Source organism: Thiomicrorhabdus heinhorstiae, assembly GCF_013391765.2.
GTDB classification, from domain to species: domain Bacteria; phylum Pseudomonadota; class Gammaproteobacteria; order Thiomicrospirales; family Thiomicrospiraceae; genus Thiomicrorhabdus; species Thiomicrorhabdus heinhorstiae.
In genome coordinates, this window is record NZ_JACBGI020000007.1 from 41,391 (window position 1) to 64,200 (window position 22,810).

At 49.9% G+C, this 22,810-nt stretch carries 23 protein-coding genes; 5 read left to right on the plus strand and 18 right to left on the minus strand.

What is annotated here, in order from left to right; all coding sequences use genetic code 11:
• Positions 1–7: 7 nt before the first annotated feature.
• Both H8792_RS05550 and proC read right to left on the minus strand, forming a co-directional pair.
• A complete protein-coding gene (locus tag H8792_RS05550; protein ID WP_185977946.1) occupies positions 8–586 on the minus strand; it encodes a YggT family protein in 579 nt (192 codons plus the stop codon).
• Positions 586–1,413 carry a pyrroline-5-carboxylate reductase gene (gene proC / locus H8792_RS05555; RefSeq protein WP_185977947.1) on the minus strand — a complete coding sequence of 276 codons (828 nt, stop codon included), beginning with the start codon at positions 1,411–1,413 and terminating at the stop codon, positions 586–588. The genes H8792_RS05550 and proC overlap by 1 nt, the downstream gene beginning before the upstream one ends.
• 245 nt (positions 1,414–1,658) lie before the next feature.
• Here proC and H8792_RS05560 point away from each other — a divergent pair, with 245 nt between their 5' ends.
• Entirely contained in the window at positions 1,659–2,591 is a 933-nt protein-coding gene (locus H8792_RS05560; RefSeq protein ID WP_185977948.1) for a hypothetical protein, read from the plus strand.
• 230 nt (positions 2,592–2,821) lie between these two features.
• Here the strand turns inward: H8792_RS05560 and H8792_RS05565 are convergent, their stop codons facing one another.
• On the minus strand, positions 2,822–3,526 hold the full coding sequence (locus tag H8792_RS05565; protein ID WP_185977949.1) for a YggS family pyridoxal phosphate-dependent enzyme: 705 nt from the start codon (positions 3,524–3,526) through the stop codon (positions 2,822–2,824).
• Between the two features lie 193 nt (positions 3,527–3,719).
• Between H8792_RS05565 and ppk2 the strand changes: the two genes are divergently transcribed.
• Together ppk2 and H8792_RS05575 are read left to right on the plus strand one after the other, a co-directional pair.
• Positions 3,720–4,514, plus strand: coding sequence for a polyphosphate kinase 2 (gene ppk2 / locus H8792_RS05570; RefSeq protein ID WP_185977950.1), 795 nt, complete (start codon positions 3,720–3,722; stop codon positions 4,512–4,514).
• 32 nt (positions 4,515–4,546) lie between these two features.
• Entirely contained in the window at positions 4,547–4,783 is a 237-nt protein-coding gene (locus H8792_RS05575; protein ID WP_185977951.1) for a hypothetical protein, read from the plus strand.
• A gap of 13 nt (positions 4,784–4,796) precedes the next feature.
• Here H8792_RS05575 and H8792_RS05580 read toward each other — a convergent pair whose 3' ends face one another.
• The 14 genes from H8792_RS05580 to H8792_RS05645 all read right to left on the minus strand — a co-directional run bounded on the left by H8792_RS05580 (position 4,797) and on the right by H8792_RS05645 (position 19,309).
• The gene (locus tag H8792_RS05580; RefSeq protein WP_185977952.1) at positions 4,797–5,483 is read right to left on the minus strand and encodes a hypothetical protein; all 687 of its coding nucleotides are present in this window, start codon (positions 5,481–5,483) and stop codon (positions 4,797–4,799) included.
• Between the two features lie 17 nt (positions 5,484–5,500).
• Positions 5,501–6,781, minus strand: coding sequence for a dihydroorotase (locus H8792_RS05585; RefSeq protein ID WP_185977953.1), 1,281 nt, complete (start codon positions 6,779–6,781; stop codon positions 5,501–5,503).
• Entirely contained in the window at positions 6,778–7,821 is a 1,044-nt protein-coding gene (locus H8792_RS05590) for an aspartate carbamoyltransferase catalytic subunit (protein ID WP_185977954.1), read from the minus strand. The genes H8792_RS05585 and H8792_RS05590 overlap by 4 nt, the downstream gene beginning before the upstream one ends.
• Positions 7,818–8,330, minus strand: coding sequence for a bifunctional pyr operon transcriptional regulator/uracil phosphoribosyltransferase PyrR (gene pyrR, locus H8792_RS05595; RefSeq protein WP_185977955.1), 513 nt, complete (start codon positions 8,328–8,330; stop codon positions 7,818–7,820). The genes H8792_RS05590 and pyrR overlap by 4 nt, the downstream gene beginning before the upstream one ends.
• Before the next feature lie 74 nt (positions 8,331–8,404).
• Entirely contained in the window at positions 8,405–8,815 is a 411-nt protein-coding gene (gene ruvX / locus H8792_RS05600) for a Holliday junction resolvase RuvX (protein WP_185977956.1), read from the minus strand.
• Positions 8,808–9,374, minus strand: a complete 567-nt coding sequence (locus H8792_RS05605; protein ID WP_185977957.1) for a YqgE/AlgH family protein — start codon at positions 9,372–9,374, stop codon at positions 8,808–8,810. The genes ruvX and H8792_RS05605 overlap by 8 nt, the downstream gene beginning before the upstream one ends.
• A gap of 7 nt (positions 9,375–9,381) precedes the next feature.
• Positions 9,382–10,404 carry an FAD:protein FMN transferase gene (locus tag H8792_RS05610; protein WP_185977958.1) on the minus strand — a complete coding sequence of 341 codons (1,023 nt, stop codon included), beginning with the start codon at positions 10,402–10,404 and terminating at the stop codon, positions 9,382–9,384.
• 12 nt (positions 10,405–10,416) lie between these two features.
• Positions 10,417–11,373, minus strand: a complete 957-nt coding sequence (gene gshB, locus H8792_RS05615) for a glutathione synthase (protein WP_185977959.1) — start codon at positions 11,371–11,373, stop codon at positions 10,417–10,419.
• A 9-nt stretch (positions 11,374–11,382) separates the two neighbouring features.
• Complete coding sequence (gene gshA / locus H8792_RS05620; RefSeq protein WP_185977960.1) at positions 11,383–12,693, minus strand: glutamate--cysteine ligase; 1,311 nt, start codon at positions 12,691–12,693, stop codon at positions 11,383–11,385.
• Positions 12,694–12,802: 109 nt separating this feature from the next.
• Positions 12,803–13,534, minus strand: coding sequence for a 16S rRNA (uracil(1498)-N(3))-methyltransferase (locus H8792_RS05625; protein ID WP_185977961.1), 732 nt, complete (start codon positions 13,532–13,534; stop codon positions 12,803–12,805).
• A 4-nt stretch (positions 13,535–13,538) separates the two neighbouring features.
• Positions 13,539–14,393: a methylenetetrahydrofolate reductase [NAD(P)H] gene (metF, locus tag H8792_RS05630; protein ID WP_185977962.1), complete on the minus strand. Its 855-nt coding sequence runs from the start codon at positions 14,391–14,393 to the stop codon at positions 13,539–13,541.
• Between the two features lie 129 nt (positions 14,394–14,522).
• On the minus strand, positions 14,523–15,680 hold the full coding sequence (metK, locus tag H8792_RS05635) for a methionine adenosyltransferase (RefSeq protein WP_185977963.1): 1,158 nt from the start codon (positions 15,678–15,680) through the stop codon (positions 14,523–14,525).
• A 287-nt stretch (positions 15,681–15,967) separates the two neighbouring features.
• The gene (locus tag H8792_RS05640) at positions 15,968–18,376 is read right to left on the minus strand and encodes an EAL domain-containing protein (protein WP_185977964.1); all 2,409 of its coding nucleotides are present in this window, start codon (positions 18,374–18,376) and stop codon (positions 15,968–15,970) included.
• A gap of 9 nt (positions 18,377–18,385) precedes the next feature.
• Positions 18,386–19,309 carry a phosphate/phosphite/phosphonate ABC transporter substrate-binding protein gene (locus H8792_RS05645; RefSeq protein ID WP_185977965.1) on the minus strand — a complete coding sequence of 308 codons (924 nt, stop codon included), beginning with the start codon at positions 19,307–19,309 and terminating at the stop codon, positions 18,386–18,388.
• Between the two features lie 265 nt (positions 19,310–19,574).
• On the opposite strand from H8792_RS05645, the gene purE reads away from it, so the two are divergent.
• Positions 19,575–20,078 (plus strand): 5-(carboxyamino)imidazole ribonucleotide mutase, encoded by a 504-nt coding sequence (gene purE / locus H8792_RS05650; RefSeq protein ID WP_185977966.1) that lies wholly within the window; start codon positions 19,575–19,577, stop codon positions 20,076–20,078.
• A 125-nt stretch (positions 20,079–20,203) separates the two neighbouring features.
• Positions 20,204–21,310 (plus strand): 5-(carboxyamino)imidazole ribonucleotide synthase, encoded by a 1,107-nt coding sequence (locus tag H8792_RS05655; protein WP_185977967.1) that lies wholly within the window; start codon positions 20,204–20,206, stop codon positions 21,308–21,310.
• Between the two features lie 37 nt (positions 21,311–21,347).
• Here H8792_RS05655 and H8792_RS05660 read toward each other — a convergent pair whose 3' ends face one another.
• On the minus strand, positions 21,348–22,802 hold the full coding sequence (locus tag H8792_RS05660) for an NAD(P)H-hydrate dehydratase (protein WP_185977968.1): 1,455 nt from the start codon (positions 22,800–22,802) through the stop codon (positions 21,348–21,350).
• Positions 22,803–22,810: the final 8 nt, after the last annotated feature.

The following is a 22,810-nucleotide window of genomic DNA, read 5'->3' on the forward strand; positions in this document are numbered from 1 at the left end:
TTGTTTTTTAACCTATCATCGATTGAGCGCTGTGAGCAATGGAGCCGACAACGATGATCTGTACCAGTTTAATTGCCACAATCGCCAAGATGGGGGAAAGATCCAAGCCACTGACTGTCGGCAGCAGACGACGGAACGGTTCCAGAATCGGCTGAGTCATCTGGTCGAATATAACGGTGTTCGGGTTATAGCCTTGCGATATCCAGCTAAGCACCGCCTGGATGACGATGAGCCAGAACATCATGTCCAGCAATTGGTTCATTATTTCGCTGATGGAGGTCAGGAAGATAAACAGAGCCCCGAATTCGCGCTGAGTCAGCCAGCCGATAATGACGACAAACAGACTTTGAATGATAATTGCCGTCATCAGGGCCGACCAGTCCCAGCGACTGCGGATCGGAACCACTTTGTTCAAAGGCGCGCAGATCGGATTCGTCACCTTGGCGATGAATTTAACGATCGGATGACGCCAATCGGTATAGGTGGCGCGCATCAAAAAACGCAACATCAGTGCAAAAATAATCAACCCGGTAATGAATTGAATTAAGAACAGGCCGCCCTGTCCAACCGGTGAGATCGTATCCATCAGGCGTCTCCTCCGAGTTCATCGGCCAGTTGCTTGGCTCGGTCGTATGCTGCCTGCATGGCTCCACCGACGGTTTGCTTTAAACCAGCGGCTTCAAAATGTTGGATGGCGCGTTCGGTGGTGCCGTTTGGCGAGGTGACATTGGCTCGCAAGGTCTGGCAGTCCTGATGGCTTTCCATCACCATTTTCGCGGCACCGAGTGCTGTCTGCATGGTTAACAGATGAGCGGTTTTGGCATCCAGTCCAAGTGTTTGCGCGTACTCTTCCATCGCTTCCATGAACAGGAAGTAATAAGCCGGCCCGCTGCCGGAAAGCGCGGTGACGGTGTCCAGCTGGTCTTCTTCATCGACCCATACAGCCAGTCCGGCCGCGCGCATAATATGCTCGGCCTGACTTTTCTGATCCGTGCTGACGGCAGGATTGGCGTAAAGCCCGCTGGCTCCCGTTTGAATCAGGGCAGGCGTGTTCGGCATGGTACGCACAATCGGCTGCGCTCCGCCAAGCCAGTGATTGATGTCTTCCGAACGAATACCGGCCGCGACGGAAATAATTAAACGTTTTTTATCTGTAAGGGCATCTTTCAACTCATTACAGACGACACGCAGCAGTTGCGGTTTTACTGCCAGGACGATGATATCTGCGAGAACCGCCGCTTCGGCATTGTTTGCGTAACTATGGATGCCGAAGTGCTGGGTAAGGGCTTGTCGTTGTGCTTCGGTCGGATCGGTTGCAATGATTTTGCTTGTCGCATAGCCGCTGGAAAGCAGGCCGCCGATAAGGCTTTTTGCCATATTGCCGGCACCGATAAAACAGATGGTTGCATTCATAATAATAAGGCTTACCTGGTTGATTAATCAGAATTCGAACTATTATATTCGATCTTGGATTGGAGTTTGTCAAACCGCAGGATTTCGCACGCTTTTTTTGTCTATATTCGGGGCGATATGTGTTGTAACGACTTTAAGATTTTGCGTTATAGGCCGATATAAAACAGCAGATATAAAAACGGACATTGATGAGTAGTGATGCCGACGGTTAAGTTTTGCGGCAAAGCTTTCAAAGGAGAGTAATTATGCCGACGACAATCGAACCTAGATTCCCGAATCTGCAACATGGTTTGCATGGGTTCCGCGCTGCGGAAACGGCGAAATCTGCCAGCCTGCCTCAAGAAGGCGCTGAGTCGACAGCACCTGCGGATTGGCAGGGCGAATTGAGAGGCGAGAGTTTACCGCAGTTTTCCGCGGCCAGTCAGACCAGAGCGCAACAGGCTTATGCTTACAGTAATACCATGAGCTTGCAGTTAAGCACTCAGGACGGCGATAAGATTACTGTCGATTTTCGCCAATTGTTTGCCTATTTCCAAGCGCAGAGTGAGAGCCAGAAGCTGCAATCCGGACCGGAGGGCGTGCAGTATTTTTCGCGGCGTAGCGAACTGGAAGCGAGTGCATTCAGTGAAGCATTCGGCTTTGCGGTTGAAGGCGATATCGATGAAGAGGAGCTGGCAGCGATAAAAAATGTCTTCGAGCAGGTCAACGAATTGGCGCAGGACTTTTTCGGTGGAAACCTGGATGAGGCGCTGCAACATGCCATGGAGTTCGATATCGATTTTGAACAGCTGCAAAGCATGAGTCTGAATTTGACACATACCGAAACCCGAACCAGTTTGTATGAACAGACTTCGCAGTTGAGCCGTCCTGTTTTCACTGAAAAGGCACAGCAGTCCGAGCCGAAAGCGACCATGCAGGCTTTGCCCGATTATCTGCAAAAATGGCAGAACGCATTACAGCAGCTATCGGTTCTGTTTTCCGATGGTAAAGACTTTGTCGATCATCTGGAATCTAAAAATCTTGCTTTGCAGGATCCTCAGCAGAGATCGGAAGCAGCGTGGCTGGATCGGGTTGAAACTTTCCACAGTCAGTTGCTGGAATGGGCCGGTTTGGGAATGGCAGCGAATGCTGATGCTGTATCTGCCGAAAGTGAAATTGAAAACACGCTAAGTGATTGAAAAAAGTAGCTAAAGTTTTTTGATTATCGACCGATAACTTAATTGAAGCCGGCGGGAAACAAGGGAAAACTTTTGATAAAAAAACCGTCGAAACGGACCTGTACTTAAAAGAGAATGAAAAGAGATCGCTAAACAAGCAGTGCCGTTGGTGAACCTAGAAGTTAATTTTTGCACAAAAACATACTATAAACAGGTTCACTGCTAAAAAAGGAGAAGTACCGGAGTCTAAGTTACTCCGGTTTTTTTTTGTATTCACGCGCGCCGAAAAGATCGGTGCCGATTCTAACGATGGTTGCTCCTTCGAGTATCGCTGCCTCCAGATCGTTCGACATCCCCATCGATAAAGTATCCAACGGTAATTCAGGAAAGGCCTGTTGCATCTCCAGCAGTAATTGCTGCATTCTGTGTAATGGGATGCGTTGCTGTTCAAGATCCGTGCTTGCGGCGGGTATCGCCATAAAACCGCGCAAAACCAGATTGGGAAGTGCGGCCACTTGCGGAATGATTTCGGCTATTTCGCTGAGAGAGAAACCGGATTTGCTCTCCTCTCCACTAACATTGATTTCCAGCAGAATATTTAAAAGCCCTTGAGCCACTGGTCTCTGGTGACTGAGGCGTTCGGCGATTTTCAAACGATCGACACTGTGAACCCATGCGAAGTTTTCGGCAATCGGTCTGGTCTTATTTGATTGAATCGGACCGATAAAATGCCACTCCAACTCGGGCAGTTCTGCAATTTTTTGCAAAGCCTCCTGCAAATAATTTTCCCCAAAGGCTTTCTGTCCGGCAGAAGCTAACATCGCGACGTCGGAAGCCGGCTTGGTTTTGCTGACGGCGAGTAGGGTCACCGATTCACGCGGCCGACCGGCAGCATGGCAAGCGTGTTCAATTCTTGCTTCGACGTTTTTTAGATTGGAAAGTAGATGTTCACTCATGAATTTCGCCTTCAGTTTTTCACTCTCAGGATGGAATAATTGTACCGGGCGCAGGCGTAAAAACGATGGAAAGTGTCGGTTTATTTTTTAAAACTTGGCACTCGTCAAGTTTGCGGGGAAAAAATGTTTTGCAAGTGGGGGTCTAAAATGGATTAGGGGTATACTTAAAACAAGCAACGGAGGGCCTGCCAGAATGAAAAAAGTCATTTCCAGCGAGAAAAACTATCCATATAAAGAAAAAATTTCCCGTGATGAGTACGAAGACCAGAAACGCCTGTTACAGATTGAGTTACTGAAACTGCAAAAGTGGGTCAAGTCGCATGATGAGCGGATTATTATGCTGTTTGAAGGGCGTGACGCGGCCGGTAAAGGCGGAACCATTAAGCGCATGATGGAACACTTGAATCCACGTGGTGCGAGAGTGGTGGCCTTGGATAAACCTAACGAAAGAGAGAAAGGGCAGTGGTATTTTCAGCGTTATATCGAACATCTGCCGACGGCGGGTGAAATCGTGCTCTTTGACCGCTCATGGTACAACCGGGCCGGTGTTGAGCGGGTAATGGGGTTTTGTACTCCGCAGGAATATACTCGTTTCATGCATCAGACGCCGCAGTTTGAGCAGATGATTACCAGTGATGGAGTACACCTGTTTAAATTTTGGTTTTCGGTGGGGCGTAAAGAGCAGTTGCGACGTTTTAACGCGCGGAAAACCGATCCTTTGAAACAGTGGAAACTCAGTCCGATGGATTTAGCTTCACTAGACCACTGGGATGATTATACCCGTGCCAAAGAGGATATGTTTTTCTATACCAACACTCAATATGCGCCTTGGACGGTGATTAAATCCAACGACAAGAAGCGGGCGCGTTTGGAAGTGATGCGTTATCTGCTGAATTCCATTCCCTATGAAGGCAAGAATCAAGAGATCATCGGACAAACGGATGCATTGATTGTCAGTAGCGGCGGTGATATTTTCCAAGACGATTAAGGTAATCTGATTAAAGCTAGAGGGTAATCAAAATGGTGATGAAAATCGAAGAACATGCATATAAGGTTGTCGAAGGCTTCAAAAAAAGTCTGACTAATAAACAATGCGAAGCAATTGGTGCCGAGGGGTTTGAAGAGTTGCAGATTTTAATCGAAGCGGCGTTGGGCGGCGCGATTTCCAAGAGTTTGCACGATTCCGCGAAGCGCCTGGAAAATCTCTCCAAAGAGATGAGGCATCATGCCGGTCATATCGAAGAACTGGAAGAATAGTCTGTAAAGTTTTTTAGCAGAAAATCGTTCTGCAACCGTGTGTTTCCAGTAAGGAAATGCACTCCTGTTGCACGTCGTCTGGAGCTGCAAGGATAAATTGCCAATCCTGCACGGAAGAGTATTCCAGCCAGGTCTGCAGTAATTCCGGTAAATTCCCGTCATAGCATCCCGGTAAGCCCTGATCACTGGCCAAGCGGTTGGGAACTTTCCAGTCTTCCAGCAGTGGGCAGGCGCCGATGGCCGCTGCTGGGGTGTTGGGAAAAATAAATCGTGCCGGTTTGACCGGAAAGGCAAAGGTGTCGGTGCTATGCAATAGAGCCAGCGTCGAAGCATCAACGCTGCTTCTTTGTTTGGCAACACCAAACAGTCGTACCATCTGCAAGCCACTGCCAAGCATCATTAATGTTGTGTCGTTTGGGGGAAGAGCAATCTCTGGAGGCTCTTTTACGAGAATTTCTCTGACTTTGATATCGTTGAGAGGGCGATCGCTTAATAGTTGCAACAACAGGTAATTCTGTTGCTGTTGTTGTTTGAACAGTGCCAGTTGCTGTTGCGGGTCAGCTGCTAAACGGAACTGCACTTTCCAGCCGAAAGGTGCATTTACCGCCAGTTTGAACTCGATTAAATAGTAACCGTTTAGCTGTTCACTCTGGCGTAGTTCAAGCATGTTAAAGCTTTGCCATTCAGGCAGATTCATCATTTTCCCTTCTGTCGTCTTTATTCGACCGAGCGATAAACTTGGCGTCCTTGGAAAAAGGTTTGTTCCACCTTTCCTTCGAACTCCCAACCGATAAACGGGGAATTTTTGCCTTCACTGATCATCTCTTCCGGTGAAAGGCTCCAAATGCCTTGCGGATCGATAATCGAGAGATCGGCGGTTCGGCCGATTTTCAAACTGCCGCTCGGCATGCCGATAATCGACGCCGGTTTGTGAGTTACCGAAGAAATCGCCGTCATAAGATCGAGGTTCTGTTCGCGGACAAGTTTCAGCAGCAGTGGTAGAAGAGTCTCCAATCCGCTGATTCCCGGTTTGCTTTCGCCGTAAGGTAATAACTTGTCATCGCGATGCAATGGAGTATGGTCGCTGACAACCGCATCGATGACGCCGCTTTTCAACCCGTTCAATAAGGCTTTTCGATCCGTTAAACCACGCAATGGCGGTGAAACGTGGAACAGACTGTTAAACCCGAGAACGTCCATCTCGCTCAAGTGCAATTGGTGAATGGCGACATCGCAGGTGACCGGAAGCCCGCGCTTTTTGGCTTCGGCAATCATTTCCACCGAACGAGCACAGGAAATTTGCGAGAAGTGGGTACGGATCCCGGCTTCTTCGACAAGAACCAGATCACGGGCCAGAGCGGTCGTTTCTGCGCTTGGCGGGTTTTCCGGCAAGCCTAGGCGTGAGCTGACCGGTCCGCTGTGTGCGACACCGCGATTTTTCAATTGCTGATCTTCGGAACGCAGCATTACCACAGTATTGTGCGAAGCGGTGTACTCCAAAGCGTTTTTCAATGTTAAGGCGTTCTGGATTGGACGATTGGCTTGGCTTAAAGCGACGCAACCGGCTTCGATCAGCGAGTAGATACCGCTGAGGCGTTCACCGTCCAAACCTTGAGTCAAGGCACCAATCGGCATAACAAAGGCGGTAGCAGCCTGACGAGCACGTCTCTGAATCAGTTCGGTGACCGCTTGGGAGTCGTTAACCGGGGCCGTATCAGGCGGGCAGCACAGACTGGTGATTCCGCCGGCAACCGCCGCCTGGGTTTCCGATGCGATGCTGCCGGCATAATGGCTGCCCGGTTCGCCCAGACGAACTTGCAGGTCAACCAGTCCCGGAAGAATCCATTTGTCTTCGGCGTCGATGACGTTGTCGGGGCTGAAACCTTCCGGCGCTTCACCGATGCCGGCAATGCGGCCGCGAGCCAGATAGATGGAAGTAATTTGGTCGAGATTTTGGCTTGGATCGATAATGCGTCCGTTTTTGATTTCTAGTCTCACGCTGTGGTCTCCGTACCTGATGTATCCTGAGCTGTTTCAGCTTCCTTTTCGACTTTGTGTTGGGCGAGTTGCGCGGCGTTACTCATCAAAATCGACATCACTGCCATACGCACGGCAATACCGTAAGTAACCTGTTCGAGGATAACCGAACGCGGGCCGTCGGCAACTGCCGAATCGATTTCGACACCTCGGTTGATCGGGCCGGGATGCATCAGAATGACATCCTGCTTTGCCAACGCCAAGCGCTTCTCGGTCAAGCCGTAAAGTTTGAAGAACTCTTTCTCGCTCGGGATCAGGGCGCTTTTCATGCGCTCGTTCTGCAGACGCACCATAATGATGACGTCGACATCCTTGATGCCTTCTTCCATATTGTGATAGACGTGAACCCCCATGGCTTCCGGGGATTCCGGCATCAGGGTTTTTGGGCCGATGACCCGGATCTCTCGAGCCTCAAGAATGCTTAAAGCTTGAATCTGCGAGCGGACTACGCGCGAATGCAGGACGTCGCCGACGATAGCGACCTTGAGATCGAAAATATCCCCTTTGTGTTTGCGGATGGTAAACATGTCGAGCATCGCCTGCGTCGGGTGGGCGTGTTGACCGTCTCCGGCGTTCATAACATGCACATGGGGGGCGACATGCTGGGCGAAAAAGTGCGCCGCGCCACTCTCTGCATGACGAATAACGAACATGTCTGCCTGCATCGCCTGCAGGTTCCACAACGTATCGAGCAGAGATTCACCTTTTTTGGTTGCCGAGGTCTGAATATCCAAACTGGTTACGTCGGCCGACAGACGTTTCTCGGCAATTTCGAAGGTGGTTCGGGTTCGGGTGCTCGGTTCGAAAAACAGGTTCATAATGCTTTTACCGCGCAACACCGGTACATTACGAATCTCATTGGTTTTTGGGTTGATAAAGGATTCGGCGGTATCGAGAATCTCCAGCAGGTGTTGCTGTTTCAATCCTTCAAGCGTCAAGAAATGTTTCAGCCTGCCGAGTTCGTTGAGCTGAATATTGCCGGCGGTCAGTTTTGAGCTCATAGAGTTTCCTCGTTATCGTCAAGAACGCTTACGGTTAGAGGCTCTGGGCCATTGAGTTTGAGTTTGTGCTCGGATACCAGTTTTAATCCGACGATATCGGCATGAATCGGTAATTCCCGTCCGCCTTCGCGTTCCAGTAATGACACCAGAATGACACTCGCCGGACGGCCGAAGTCGAAAATCTCATTCAATGCCGCACGACCGGTACGGCCGGTATAGAGAACGTCATCTACCAGAATCAGATGCTGATCTTGAATTTCCCACGGGATCAGCGAAGGTTGCACCCCGACGCTAAGACCGGTTCGCGCGATATCGTCGCGGAAAAAGGCGGTGTCGAGAATGCCGAGTTCGTCGGTTAAACCGAGTTTTTCGTGCAAAGCCTGGGCGATCCATTCGCCGCCGGTACGGATGCCGATCATTTTCGGCTGCTTATCCATGATCGGGTGCGCTTTGAGTTGTTCGACAATCTGCTCGATCAGATCGGCTACGTTAATTTGGTCAGCATTCATAGAACTTATTCCATTTCTGAGGCCTTAATCTTGCCTGTGTGTTGATTAAGTCCGGGTTCCGTTTGTGATAATAATTACGATTGCAGCCAGTTTTCCAACAGAATCTGCGCGGCGTGGTCATCGATATGCCGGTTTTTCAAATCACGCGATTCCGCTTCAATCGAGCTGAGTTGTTCTTCAATAAAAAACAGCGGGCAGTGATAGCGCCCGGATAATCTTTGCCCGAATTTCCGAGCCGGTTGGGTCAGAGCTTGTTCGCTGCCGTCAAGACGCATCGGCAGACCGACGACAATTGCTTTAGGCTGCCATTTCTCGAATAGCTTAGTGATGTGATCCCAGTCAGGCTTGCCGTTTTTGCTGGCAACGATCGCTTCAGGAGAAGCGGTTTGGGTGATGGTTTGTCCGACGGCGACGCCGATGCGTTTCAGGCCGAAGTCGAAACCGAAGACAACTCCGTCGATAAGCGCTTTATCGGCTTTAAGCATGGCCCGCCTCGGAGCTTAAAAATTCCGGGGAAATCCCCAAAGTTGCCAGAGCAACTTCCCAGCGATTTGCCAGTGGTGTTTCAAACATTAAACTCTGATTGTAAGGAATGGTAAGCCAGCTGTTACTCTGCATCTCCTGAGCAAGTTGTCCCGGCTTCCAACCGGCAAATCCCAGGCAGATCAGAAATTCCTGCGGTCCCTGGTCGTGACTGATTGCTTCGAGCATATCGTCGGAAACCGTCATAGCCAGTCCGTCTCCAAGAGGAAGGGTGCTCTTCCAGTCGCCGAGAGGCTGATGGAGAATGAAACCGCGTTCCATATCGACCGGCCCGCCGATAAGAATTTCGTCGTCCAGCGACGGGCTGTCTTCATTATAGTCGTATTCGAAGTGTTTCCATAGATCGCGCACAGTCAAACGATGGGGCAAATTGATGACCAATCCCATGCTGCCGTGTTCGTTATCTTCGACAATGTAAATGACGGTTTTTTCAAACCAGCTGTCGTCCAAAGAAGGCATGGCTATCAGAAAGTTATGTTCGAGAGAGTGTATTTCGTTCATAAGCGAATTATAACAGTTTCACCCGTTGTTCCATCGCTTTTGTTTGCTGGATAGCGCCGTCGTGACCGATGCAAAATGCATATTGAATGCCCATCTTGGCTGCGATGGTTTGCCACCTCTCCGGTCCGGCGACCAGCAAGGCGGTTGCGGCGGAATCGGCGGTAATCGCGTCCGGGTGAATGACAGTGACCGAAGAAAAACTATCCGCTGGATAGCCGGTATTCGGGTCGATAATATGTGCGTAGCGTTGACCTTTCCAGATAAAGTATCTCTGATAGGTGCCGGAGGTAACGACGCTCTCGCCGCCGTTTAAATGCAGGGCGGCAATCGCCTTCTGCGAGTTTTTCGGATCTTGTATACCAATGTTCCACTCCTGACGTCCAGCAGGGTGGCCGATGGCTTTCATGTCGCCGCCGATACTGACCAGCGCATCATGGATACCGGCCTGCTGCAGCTGCTGCAGAGCCAGATCGATTGCCAGCCCCTTGGCGTTGCCGCCGAAATCGAGTTGCACTTGAGAGTTGGTGCTGTACAGTCGGTTGCCTTTAAAGTAAACATCCAGTAAAGAAGGGTGGCTCTGTAACCAGGCGTGGATTTTACTGTCTTCCGGTGGCGGGCCTTGCCAATGCTCACTGTGAAAGCCCCACATTTCGATGATTTTACCGATGCCCGGGTCGAAAAGTCCGTCGCTTTCGCGGGTCAGTTGGCGGGATTTTAAAATAAAGTTTTTAACCGAATCAGCCACTTCGATCGGTTTTTGCTCGGCGATGGCAGTGTTGATTTTGCTGAGAATACCGCCCTTTTCCCAGGCATGCCATTCGTGGTGAAATTGCTGGAAATAACTTTCGACGCGGGCGATGGCGTTTTCCGCCGTCTGCTTGTCTGTGTTGTAAATTTGTAGATTGACGACCGTGCCGAAAACGATCTGTGTCGCTTCGACCGGTTCTTGCGTTTCGGAGCAGGAGGCAAGAACGGACGGCAGCAACGGTAGCAGGCTTAAGCGCAAAAAATCGCGTCTGTCGAAGCGCATCTGCAAGCCCTCTTAACTTTTGATGACGTTTTCTAGGTGGTCGAACAGTGTACCGGCAATATTGAGGTGGAATTGCGCATCAAGTTCGCGGATACAGGTCGGACTGGTGACATTGATTTCGGTAATATAATCGCCGATGACATCCAGGCCGACAAAGTGCAAGCCCTTGGCGCGAAGAGCAGGGGCTATCTGTGAACACAGCCAGCGCTCGTGTTCGGTCAGTTCCATTCCGACTCCGGTTCCGCCGGCGGCGATATTGCCGCGGGTTTCTCCCTCGGCGGGAATGCGTGCCAGACTGTAGTCGATCGGTTCGCCGTTAATCAGCAAAATACGCTTGTCGCCCAGCTTGATTTCCGGCAGATAAATCTGCGCCATAATGTGATGTTTGCCGTGATCTGTCATGGTTTCGATAATGACATTCAGATTCGGATCGCCGTCGCGAACCCGGAAAATCGAAGCACCGCCCATCGCATCCAATGGTTTGAAAATGGTGTCTTGATGGGTTTTGACAAACTCTTTTAACTGGTCAGGGTTTGCACTGACCAGGGTCGGTGGAATGCATTGCGGGAACCAGCTGGCGAACAACTTTTCGTTGGCATCGCGTAGCGTTTGCGGCTTGTTGACAACCAGGACGCCCTCGGCTTCGGCCAGTTCCAGCATGTGGGTACTGTATAGATAGTCGTTATTGAACGGCGGGTCTTGGCGTATTAGGATGATATCCATCTCTGCCAATGGCGCATCAAAGCTGGCACCGAACCCGAAATACTGCTCATCGGCGGTACGATCCCAGACTTTTAATTCGCTGTAGCGTCCGAAAGGTTTGCCGTCTTGCAGATAGATGTCCTGCGGTTCCATATAACGCAGTTGGTAGCCGCGTCTTTGCGCCTCCAGCAGCATCGCAAAAGAACTGTCTTTGTAGGGTTTTATCCGCTCAATCGGATCCATGACTATGCCGAGAATCAAGCTCATACGGACTCCTTAGATTGCGTTGATGTCCGGCAATTCGCCTTTGGAATCGGCTATTTCACGGGCTGCCGCCAGCAGAGCCAGACGGGCGATAACCCCATAGGCGTAAAAACGGTTAGGGGTCGCATCAGGACCTTGATTCTCATCCGGAATCGCCCCGGCTTCTTCGTAGGACAATGGTTCGAAATGCATGCCCGGCGAGTTCAGATTGTCTGTCGCGGTTTTACCGGTATGTACCCGGTAGAAGCTGCCGATGACGTGGCTGCCGATCATGTAGACCACTGGTTCCGCTACGGCACCGTCAACGGTTTCATAGGTGTAAACCCCTTCCTGAACCAGCATTTGCTCTACTTGTAATCCTTCCTTTACCGAAGACATTTTATTGCGCTGCTTACGGTTCAGGTTGAGGATGTCTTCCGGGCTGTGTACCGACATGATCGCCATACCGTAAGTACCGCTGTCGGATTTGACGATAACAAACGGTTTGCAGGCGATGTCGTGGGTATTGTAGTAATCCTGGGTTTCCTGCAACACGCGGTTGACCGAATTCGCTAGATCTTCAATTCCGCTGCGCTCTTTAAAGTTAACCGGCCCGCAGGCGACGGAAGTCGGAGTGATCAGCCAAGGATCGATGTCGATCAACTTGGCGAAAGCTTCGGTAACATCCGAGTAGTGGGCGAAGTGCTCGGTTTTATAGCGATCGCCCCAGCCGAGATCCAACGGCGGGAGCAGAGTCTGGTCGAGGTCTTCCAGTATTTCCGGACGTCCGCCGGATAGATCGTTGTTCAATAGGACTGCACAAGGGAAGAAGTCGTCTACGCCGACGCGGTTGTCCTTGCGAACCACTGGCTTTAATGTCAGGGCGTTGCCGGATGGCAGTTCAATGATTAAAGGTACATCCAGCTCCGGAATCAGTGAACCGATCTGTACTTCGTAACCGGCATTTTCCAGAATGCTTTTCAAGGCAAAGACGTTTTCCAGATAGAACAGGTTTCGAGTGTGGTTTTCCGGAATAATCAAGATGCCGTCGGCAATCGGGCAGATCTGTGTTACAGCCGTCTGTGCCGCCAAAACGGCCAAAGAGCGCAAATCCGGATGCAGGTTATTAAATCCGGCCGGGAACAGGTTGGTATCGACAGGTGCCAGTTTATAGCCGGCGTTACGCAGGTCGACCGAAGCGTAGAAAGGAGCCGGTGTGTTTTTGAACTGTTTACGGAACCAGGACTCAATATCCATATGGTGATTGAGCAGGTGGCGCTCCAATTTAACTAGAGGGCCTTTTAAAGCTGTTTGCAGGTGAGGTACTTGAAGTGTTGACGGCATGATCTCTTTTCTCTGGAATACAGAAATTTTAAGTTTTTATGGTGTTCGGTTTGAAACAGTAGCAGCTATTATACTGAATTTGCGGGATTCAAAGAGAATCTTCTCTAATTCAGAGATCGCCCCATAGGCTTTGCGAAATGGCTAATAACGCCGGGCCGGCGGTTTCGGTTCTAAGGACGCGTGGGCCAAGGCACACGGCTTGAAAACCGCTGTTTACCGCTAGAGCGACTTCGTCTTCGCTTAAGCCGCCTTCCGGACCGATCAATAGCGAGATCCCGTTTTTCGGGTTCGGGAGCTGTTTTAAATCCTGTTGTGCATAAGGGTCGCCGATGATGCCGAGGCACTTGGTGGGATTGAAACTCTGTAAATAGTCTTGCAAGGTGCAAGTCGGCATGACTTGCGGGACGAGATTGCGTCCGCTTTGCTCGCAAGCGTTGATGACGATCTGTTGCCATTGCTCACGGCGTTTTTGCAGTTTATCCCCGTCGAGTTTGACTTCGCAGCGTTCGCTGAAAACGGGTTGAATTCGGCTGATCCCGAGCTCGACGCATTTTTGTATGCTGTAGTCCATGCGATCGCCTTTGGATATGCATTGCACTAAGGTACTATCCAGCGGCGATTCACTGTCGGTGTCTAACCTTTCGGTAATCAGGATGTCGGCTTGGTGGCGACCGTGCACTTCAATAGTGCCGCGGGCGCAATCGCCTTCGCCGTTGAAAATCTCTACGACAAAACCATTTTTCAGGCGTAGAACCGTCAGAGCGTAATGGCACTGTTCTTTGGGAAGCTCCAAGCGATCATGTGAGTAATCGCCCGGTAGATAGAAGCGCGAAATACGCATGGATTCAGGACTTAAAAGTCAAGGATTGAGCGATTTCCAGCGTCGGCTCAATGCTGTTCATCGAGTAGAAGTGCAGACCGGGAGCTCCGGCATCCAGTAGGGTTTGCGATAGCTCCATGACGACGTCGCGACCGAAAGCCAGCAAACTTTCCTTATCGTCCTCAAAAGACTCGAGGCGGCATTTCAGCCAGCGCGGAACTTCGGCCCCGCAACCTTGTGAAAAGCGAATCAGGTTTTCGTAATTGGTGATCGGCATAATGCCGGGTACGATCGGTAGATCGATTCCATGCTTCTCGCAGTTATCGATAAAGTAGCGGTAGCTGTCGAAGTTGTAGAAGTATTGGGTGATCGCCGAGTCGGCACCTTGGTCGATTTTGTGTTTGAACCACTTAATACCGACTTCACAGTTACGCGCTTGCGGGTGTGTTTCAGGATAAGCAGCCACTTCAATATGGAAACGGTCGCCTTTCTGTTCGCGAATGAAAGCCACCAGGTCGCTGGCATATTTGAATTCACCCGGATCCATCATGCCGGAAGGCAGGTCGCCGCGTAGAGCGACAATGCGTTTTACGCCGAGTTGATCGTATTGTTCAAGCAGGTCTGAAACGCTCTCATGTGTGGCGCCGATACACGTCAGGTGCGGTGCCGCTTGATAATCAGTCTGGGTCTGGATGTAGCGAACCGTCTCCATGGTTTTTTCCTGGGTGGTTCCGCCGGCTCCATAGGTGACCGACATATATTCCGGTTGGATCGATCCAAGCCCTTCGATAACGGTTTTCAGTTTTTCCATGCCTTGCTCGGTACGCGGCGGGAAAAATTCCAGGCTCAGAGGTTGCGGGTATTTAGCTTGTGATTGCATTGGAAGCTTCCTTTGCTTTTCTAGACGTATCGCATAACTTGACTATGTCTTGCTGCAGAATTGCTTTTTTCTGCGATATGTCTGTTATCAATTTTAGTGGGCATGGATAAGCCATGCCCTTGCAAATAATTACAGGCCGGCGTCAGCACGAAGCGCTTCGGCTTTGTCGGTTTTTTCCCATGTGAATTCTGGAAGTTCACGTCCAAAGTGACCGTAAGAAGCGGTTTTCTGGTAAATCGGACGATACAGATCCAACATGGCGATCAAGCCTTTCGGTCTTAGATCAAAGTGTTCGCGAACCAGTTTTTCAATCAGTGCAACGTCGATTTTTTCGGTTCCGAAGGTTTCGATGCTGATAGAGGTTGGTTCGGCAACACCGATCGCGTAAGAAACTTGGATTTCGCACTTGTCGGCCAAACCTGCGGCTACCACGTTTTTGGCAACGTAACGACCGGCATAAGCTGCGGAACGGTCTACTTTTGACGGATCCTTGCCTGAGAAGGCTCCGCCGCCGTGACGTGCCATGCCGCCATAGGTATCGACGATAATTTTACGCCCGGTCAAGCCGGCGTCACCAACCGGGCCACCAATAACAAAACGGCCGGTCGGGTTAATGTGGAACAGGGTGTTTTTATGTAACCATTCGGCTGGAAGAACTGGTTTGACGATTTCTTCCATGACCGCTTCGCGCAAAGTTTTGTTATCGACTTCCGGGGCATGCTGGGTCGATAGAACAATGGCATCGATGGCGACAGGCTGACCGTTCTCGTAGCGTAGCGTAACCTGGCTTTTAGCATCCGGTCTTAGCCAGTCAAGGCGACCGGATTTGCGTACATAAGCCTGACGTTCCATTAAACGATGGGCGTAGAAAATCGGCGCAGGCATCAAAACTTCGGTTTCGTTTGAAGCATAACCGAACATAAGTCCTTGGTCACCGGCACCTTGTTCGTGCTCGGAAGTTTCGTCGACGCCCATGGCGATTTCCGGAGATTGTTTACCGATGGATGATAATACGGCACAGGTTTCGCCGTCAAAGCCCAGATCGCCGTGATCATAACCGATCTCTTTGACGACTTTACGGACCAGTTCTTCCTGATCAACCCAAGCTTCGGTAGTGATTTCGCCACCAAGAATGACCATGCCGGTTTTGACGAAAGTTTCGCATGCAACACGGGCGCGAGGGTCTTGTTGCAGAATGGCGTCCAGCATCGCGTCGGAAATCTGGTCGGCAATTTTGTCCGGGTGGCCTTCGGAGACGGATTCGGAAGTGAAAACGGTTGTGGTCATATCGGTTCCTCGAGTAAATTTTAGGATGTTTAACGAGGTACGGAAAATCGACGGGAAGATCGCAGAGATGATCTCGAGGCGGTTCCTCGCTTTAGCCGTACTTTTAATGCGCCCGCAAGCTGATAATCAAATCGGCGCTGAATTAACTTTTTATTATCTCAATTTTTTATTTAGGGGTCAATAAGAAATATTTGTTGAGGGCGTTGTGATTTTTGTGTTGGTTTTGGCTGGGAGAAGGATTTAGTTATTGCCAAGAAGATTTGAAGAGCATTGTTGGAGGTGGATGTTTACGCGACTTCGGCGTTGAATACCAGTGCGGTATCGATCGGTTTTGCAAAATAATAACCTTGGGCATAGTCGATGCCACATTCGATAAGCCAGTCGCAGATTTCGCGGTTTTCGACGAATTCCGCCACCGAAAGAATATTCATTTCTTTACTGATGCCGTGAATGGCGCGAACCATTGCTGCATCGACCTTATCGCTCAGTACATCGCGGATGAAAGCGCCGTCGATTTTAACGTAATCGACCGGCAGGTTTTTCAGCCAGCTGAATGTTGAAAAGCCGGAGCCGAAATCGTCAAGTGCCAGTTTACAGCCGAAGGTTTTGACATTATTGAGGAAGTTAATGCAGTCGGACATCTGGGTAATTGCCGTGGTTTCGGTGATTTCGAAGCAAATTTTATTGTTTAAGTCAGGGTGTTGCTGCAGCTTCTTCAGCAGGGCATCGGTAAAGTGCTGATTACTGATCGATTGTCCGGAGATATTGATATTCAGTAGCTCGATCTTATCGCTGTGTTGTTCCAGCCAGCGATATGCGTGTTCGATGATGTAAGTATCCAGATCACTCATCAGATTGAATTTTTCCGCGGCCGGCAGAAATTGCGAAGGAGAAATGGTTTGTCCGCTTTCGGTCAGGCGAACCAGAACCTCAAAGTGTCGACCTTCGTCACGGTTTTGCAGTGAGACGATTTCTTGCACGGCAAGTTTAAAACGCTCTTCTTTGATGGCGTGTTTGATTTTGTTGACCCAGTCGAGTTGCTGATGCGGGGATGTCGATTTCTGGTCGTCTTCGCGATAGACGTAAATTCGGTTGCCGCCTTGTTCCTTGGCAATATAACAGGCGATATCTGCTTGCGACATAATGACTGATTTATTGGTATGTGCATGTACCGAAGCGATACCGAGGCTGCTGCCGATAGTAAAGACACGGTTTTCCCAGTAAAAACGGTATTCGTTGATTGCGGCTTTCAGGCTGTCAGCCACTTTTAAAGCCCTATCTATATTGCAGTCTTTGAGCAGGACGGCAAATTCGTCACCACCGATGCGTGCGATGCTGGTTGCAGCATTGATGGTTTCAATAAACAAGTTGGAAATCTGGCGTAGCAGTTCGTCTCCGGCAGGGTGTCCGGCAGTATCGTTAACGGCTTTGAAATGATCCAGATCAATGTAAATCAGGCAGTGTTGAGATAATGGGGTATCGTCACTGGAGGCAATAAGTTCCTCCAGAATATTTTCAAATGTCTGCCGGTTATGCAGCTGGGTTAAGCTGTCGTGGCTTGCCTGCCACTTCAGGCGTTTGTTGAGTTCGATCTCTTCGGTCGCATCGTGAAAGACCAGGATCGAACCGATGACCTGATTGTATTCGTCAATAATCGGCGAAAGGGTGTAGATGATCGAGTATTTCTGACCGTGACGGTTTTGCAGCACGGTATGCTGAGTCAGTCCCTGGCCTTTATTGGACGAAGGCAGGCCGTGAATGGTTTGCACGCTCTCATTGCTCTGCTCGTTGAAAATGGTAAAAACCCGGTTGATATCGAGGTTTTTAGCCTCGTAGTTTTGCCAGCCCAACAGTTTGACGGCTACCGGGTTCAAATACTGAATCGTGCCGTGTTGATTGGTGGTAATGACCGCATCGCCGATCGATTTTAAGGTGATCTGCGCGCGTTTTTTCTCCTCGTTTAACTCTTTTTCATTTTTGGAGAGGTCTTCCAACATGGCATTGAAGTTGTTGCCTAGGGTGCCAAGTTCATCGCGCCCTTTGATTTTTAAGTCAATTTCGCGTTCGCCTTGGCGGATTTGTTGTGTCGCATTGATGAGCTTTTGGATGCGTGTGGTGAGTTTTTTTCCCATATACCAAGCGATCAGGCCGCTAAATAATATGGCAATGGCAGTGTAAATTGAAAACTCGATTTGGATAAATTGGATGCTGCTTTTCAGCGAATCGCGGTTGATTTGGATGCGTGACCACCCAAGGAGGGTTTGCTCGACTTTTACCGGTGAAATAATATCGATCACATTCAGATCGTCATGTACGATGACCGGTTGGTTGTCGGGGGACTGTTGCGGTGGTTTGACAAATTGACCGACGCGCTTGTCGTCAGGGGCCAGATTGCTGTAATAGGCTAAAACTTTGCCTTCCTGATTGAATAGCATGGCAAAATTCAGGTTGGGTAGTTTGCTCTCGGAGCGAACGATCTCTTCCAGTCCGGCGAGGTCGTTGGACAGCATCCAGGGTTTGCTGCTGATGGTCATGCTGTTAGCTGTGCCGACAGCCAGTTCGAAGGACTCTTGTTTTAAAAACTCTTGCTGGCGTTCGGTAATATCCCAGGCAAACAGACCGATCAAGACGGTTTGAGTCAAGATCACCGTGATGATTAATCTGTTTTTAATGGAAGAAAAACTGAAGCGCATCATGAAAAAGCTTTAACCGTTTTTATCGGGATCGCGCACTTGTTCGCGAAATTGTTGGATGAATGCTGCCACTTTATCATAAGTGCGATCGGACGCTTCTTCAAAACACGAGATTTGCATCGCTTTGAGGATCTCCTTTCCTTCGTTGCTCTGATGCAGCTGCCGCAAAGCGATTTGAACTTTTTTGACCAGTTCCGCCGGGACTGTGTCTTTGGCAATGACGCTGTTATTGGGCAGGGTTTGCGTCTGCCAGATGACTTTCAACTCTTTCTTCAGCTGAGGTCTTTCTTCGACCATGGACTGCCAGGGAATTGGCCAGGTTGCGCCGGCATCCGTTTCTCCGTGCAGTACATTCATAATAACCGATTCCTGCGAGCCCACATAACGGTTATCTGCCTGGTTGAGAACGTCAAGCCCGTGGGTTTTTAAAAAGTATTGCGGTAGCATCGTGGCTGCAAGAGCGGTCGGTGCCGGGTAGCTGATGGATTTGCCGATCAGGTCGCTTGGTTGTCTGATGCCGCTGTCCTGGCGAACCAGTATCAATCCGCGGAAGTTGTAATCGTCGCCCATTTTGGCAAATACATGGTAGTGGTGTTGAATCGCAAGCAGAGTCTGGTAGGGATTCGGTAATGCGAAGTCGACACTGCTGCTTTTAAGTTTGTCGTCAAATGCAGGGTAGTCGCGGGAAGCTTCCAGGACGAAGCGTGCCTCGGGGATTTGCCGGTTAAGATACTCGATTAAAGGGTTGAAGACTTTAAATAGTCGTTCCGGATTATGTAAAGGATGGATTGCAAAGCGGTATTCGTGTTGCGGAACCTGACGCTCAGGGTAAAAGGTCGGGTTGTAGTTTGTTTGGGGTGCGGTCGTTTGCTCGTTGCAAGCGCCGAGACAGAGAAGTAATAGTAAGGCGAACCATGTAACGATCTGCTTAAACATAAACCGAGATGCCACCTGAAATAACCTCGAAATAGAATTCTCTTGATTCTATCAGAGAGACGTCGCCCAAAATAACATTTTAATTAATGCGGGTATTATTTACGGTGTATGAGGACGAGCTGCTTGTAGCCCGATATTTAAAAGGGCTTGCAGCCCGGGCAGTAAAGAAGGTGTAACTTTCTTAAAATTAAACTTTTAACTAAGTTGTTGAACTATTAAGAAAAACCGGTATAATTCACCGCTTTTTAATCCTCAGGGTAATGAGATGACTGAACAGCAAAAGCCTTTAGTCGGCGTGATTATGGGTTCCAAAAGCGATTGGCCGACCATGAAACATGCAGTAGATATGCTTGAACAGTTTGGCGTGCCTCATGAAGTGAAAGTGGTTTCAGCACACCGTACTCCGGATCTTATGTTCGAATATGCCGATCAAGCGGAAGAGCGAGGTCTGCAGGTGATCATTGCCGGTGCCGGCGGTGCAGCTCATCTTCCAGGTATGGTTGCTGCGAAAACCACGATTCCGGTTCTGGGTGTTCCGGTTCAGTCCCGTGCCTTGAGTGGTAAAGATTCTTTGTTGTCGATTGTACAGATGCCGGGTGGTATTCCGGTCGGAACTTTGGCGATCGGCGATGCAGGTGCAAAGAATGCGGGTATTCTGGCAGCGCAGATTGTTGCTAATCAGGATGCCGCAGTCCGCGAAGCGGTTAAAGCCTTTAGAACGCAGCAAACTCAAACGGTTCTGGAACATCCCGATCCGAGAGTTGATTGAGCGTTTGATCCCGAAACCGACTGTTCGGTTTTGGGTGTTTCCTTAAAAGTTGAGTATACATTTGAACCGTAGAGGCGGCATTTTGCTAAAATGCAGCCCTACGGTTTTTTTATTTGGAGAAGAGGATGACACCGATTAGTAAACGAGTTGGCGTCTTGGGTGCGGGCCAGTTGGGTCGAATGCTGGCAATCGCCGGTTACCCGCTTGGACAGAAGTTCGGTTTTTATGGTATGAGTGACGACGAGCCTTCGGCTTTGTTGGGACATATGCATAAGCAATCCGATGATACAGACTCGTTACAAAAACTGGTCGATTTTGCCGATGTCATCACTTACGAAAGCGAAAATACCGATGTGGAAACGGTGCGTAAGATCAGTCAGACGACACCGGTCTATCCAGGAGAGAAGTCGCTGTTTGTCACTCAGCATCGCGGTCGTGAAAAAGGCATGTTCGATCAGCTGGAAATTCCGTGTGCGTCTTATCGCATTGTCGATTCTTTGGAAAGTCTGCAACTGGCGGTTGACGAGATCGGCGTGCCGGCCATTTTAAAAACCACTACCGAAGGTTATGACGGTAAAGGACAGTTTGTTCTGAAGGAAAAAGAACAGATCGACGAGGCCTGGAAGAGTATCGGTGGCCGCGAACTGATTTTAGAAGGCTTTGTCGAATTTCATCGCGAGTTATCGATTGTCGCGGTTCGTAACGCCAATAACGAACATGTCTATTATCCGTTGGTACAGAATGTTCATCATGAAGGCATTTTGCGTTATACCATTGCGCCGGCCCGCGAAGTCTCTGAAGAAATTCAGCAGCAGGCCGAGCTTTATATGCAGAAGCTGCTCGACGAGCTGGATCACGTCGGCGTTTTGACTCTGGAGTTGTTCGAAACGACGGACGGTCTGGTGGCCAACGAAATGGCGCCTCGAGTGCATAATTCCGGTCATTGGACTATCGAAGGTGCTTTGACTAGCCAGTTTGAAAATCATATCCGTGCGATCTGCGGTTTACCTTTGGGGTCAACAGAGCCACGTCAGCCGCTGGCGGCAATGATTAATATCATTGGTGAAACCGGCCCGGTTGAGAAGGTGTTGACGATGGATAACGTTTTTCTGCATCTTTACGACAAGGCGGAAAGAAAGGGGCGCAAACTCGGCCATATCAATCTGATTGCCGACGATGAAGAGTCGCTGTTCAGCCTGTTCAAAGAGTTGAGCGATTTCTTGCCGAAATAATCGGCGACCAATGTCGTTAGTACTTTTAATCCGTGTTTTAGCCGATCAGGCGTCCGATTTTTGGTGGTAGCAGCGAAGGGATTAAACCGGCTGCTCCAGTTTCTTTGAAACATTCATCTGCGGCCGCAGCATGGATATAAACGGCTGTGCAGGCGGCCTCAAAAGGCGTCATGCCTCTTGCCCAAAGCGCGGCAACCACTCCGGTCAATACATCACCCATACCGCCGACTGCCATCCCCGGATTGCCGAGAGGGCATAATTCCAGGCGATTACCGTCATAAATCAGGCTGCCTTTGCCTTTGAGAATCACCACGCCGCCGTACTTTTTCTGGATTGCTTTGATGGCACCGACACGATCCTGCTGAATTCTTCGGCTGTCGCTGTCGAGCAAAACGGCCGCTTCTCCCGGATGGGGAGTGAGAATCTGTTGAGGGTTGAATACAGGCGTTTTCGCCAGCCATTTCAGAGCATCGGCATCGAATACCTTAGGTAAGTTATTTTGAGAGCAGGTTTGGTAGAGTTGACCGCTCCAATCATCGAGGCCCAGTCCCGGTCCAAGAGCCAATAGATCACTCTGTCTAAGCTGTTCGCTCAAAGCCTCGGGCGGATAGCACATTAATTCGGGTTGTTGTTGCGTCAGCGGGATAAGATGTTGGGTATCGCTGATGATTTTGGTCAAGCCGGCGCCGCTATGCAGGCAGGCCGAAGCGCTCAGTTGAATCGCACCCATCATATTGCGGTGACCTCCGACCAGAAGCACGTGCCCCATGCGGCCTTTATGATTGTCGGCACTGAGAGTTGGTATCAGTGGTTGCCATTCATTCAACTCATGGCTATAAGCCACGGGCGAAATATGTTGCGGTAGATTGGCGTGCAGGTCAAAGTAATGAATCTGGCCGCAAAAGTCCGGACCGAGGTGGGTGTAGAGACCGACTTTTCGGGTTAGGAAAGTACAGGTGTGTTCGGCCTTGATTGCACAGCCGAAGTGCTTGCCGCTATCGGCATCCAGTCCGCTGGGAAGGTCGGCGCTGATGACCGGGCAGGGGCTGGTGTTGACGGTTTCGATTAGTTGTACGCTTGCCTGATTTAACGGCCGGTTGAGACCGATGCCGAAAAGGGCGTCGATCAGTAGATCGGTCTTACCCAGTTCCTGTGAAAAAACCTCAAGGTCATTCAGTGGGCGAATATCAGCGTTGAGAGCTTTAAGCTCGTTTAAACAGCTTAAGGCATCGCCGTGCATATTTTCATTGGACAGAAATACGCTGACATCCAGGCCGGCAAGCAATGCGAATTGCGCACAGGCCAAACCGTCTCCGCCGTTATTGCCCGTGCCACATAGAACTAGCAGTTTTTGCGCATGCGGATAATGACTTTGCACGGTGGCAAACAGATGCCATGCCGCTCGTTTCATCAGTTTCAGGCCGGGTTCACCCTCGTCGATGATGCGCCGGTCAATTTCTTTGCTCTGCTGGGCATTAAATAAAGCAATCATTCAAATAC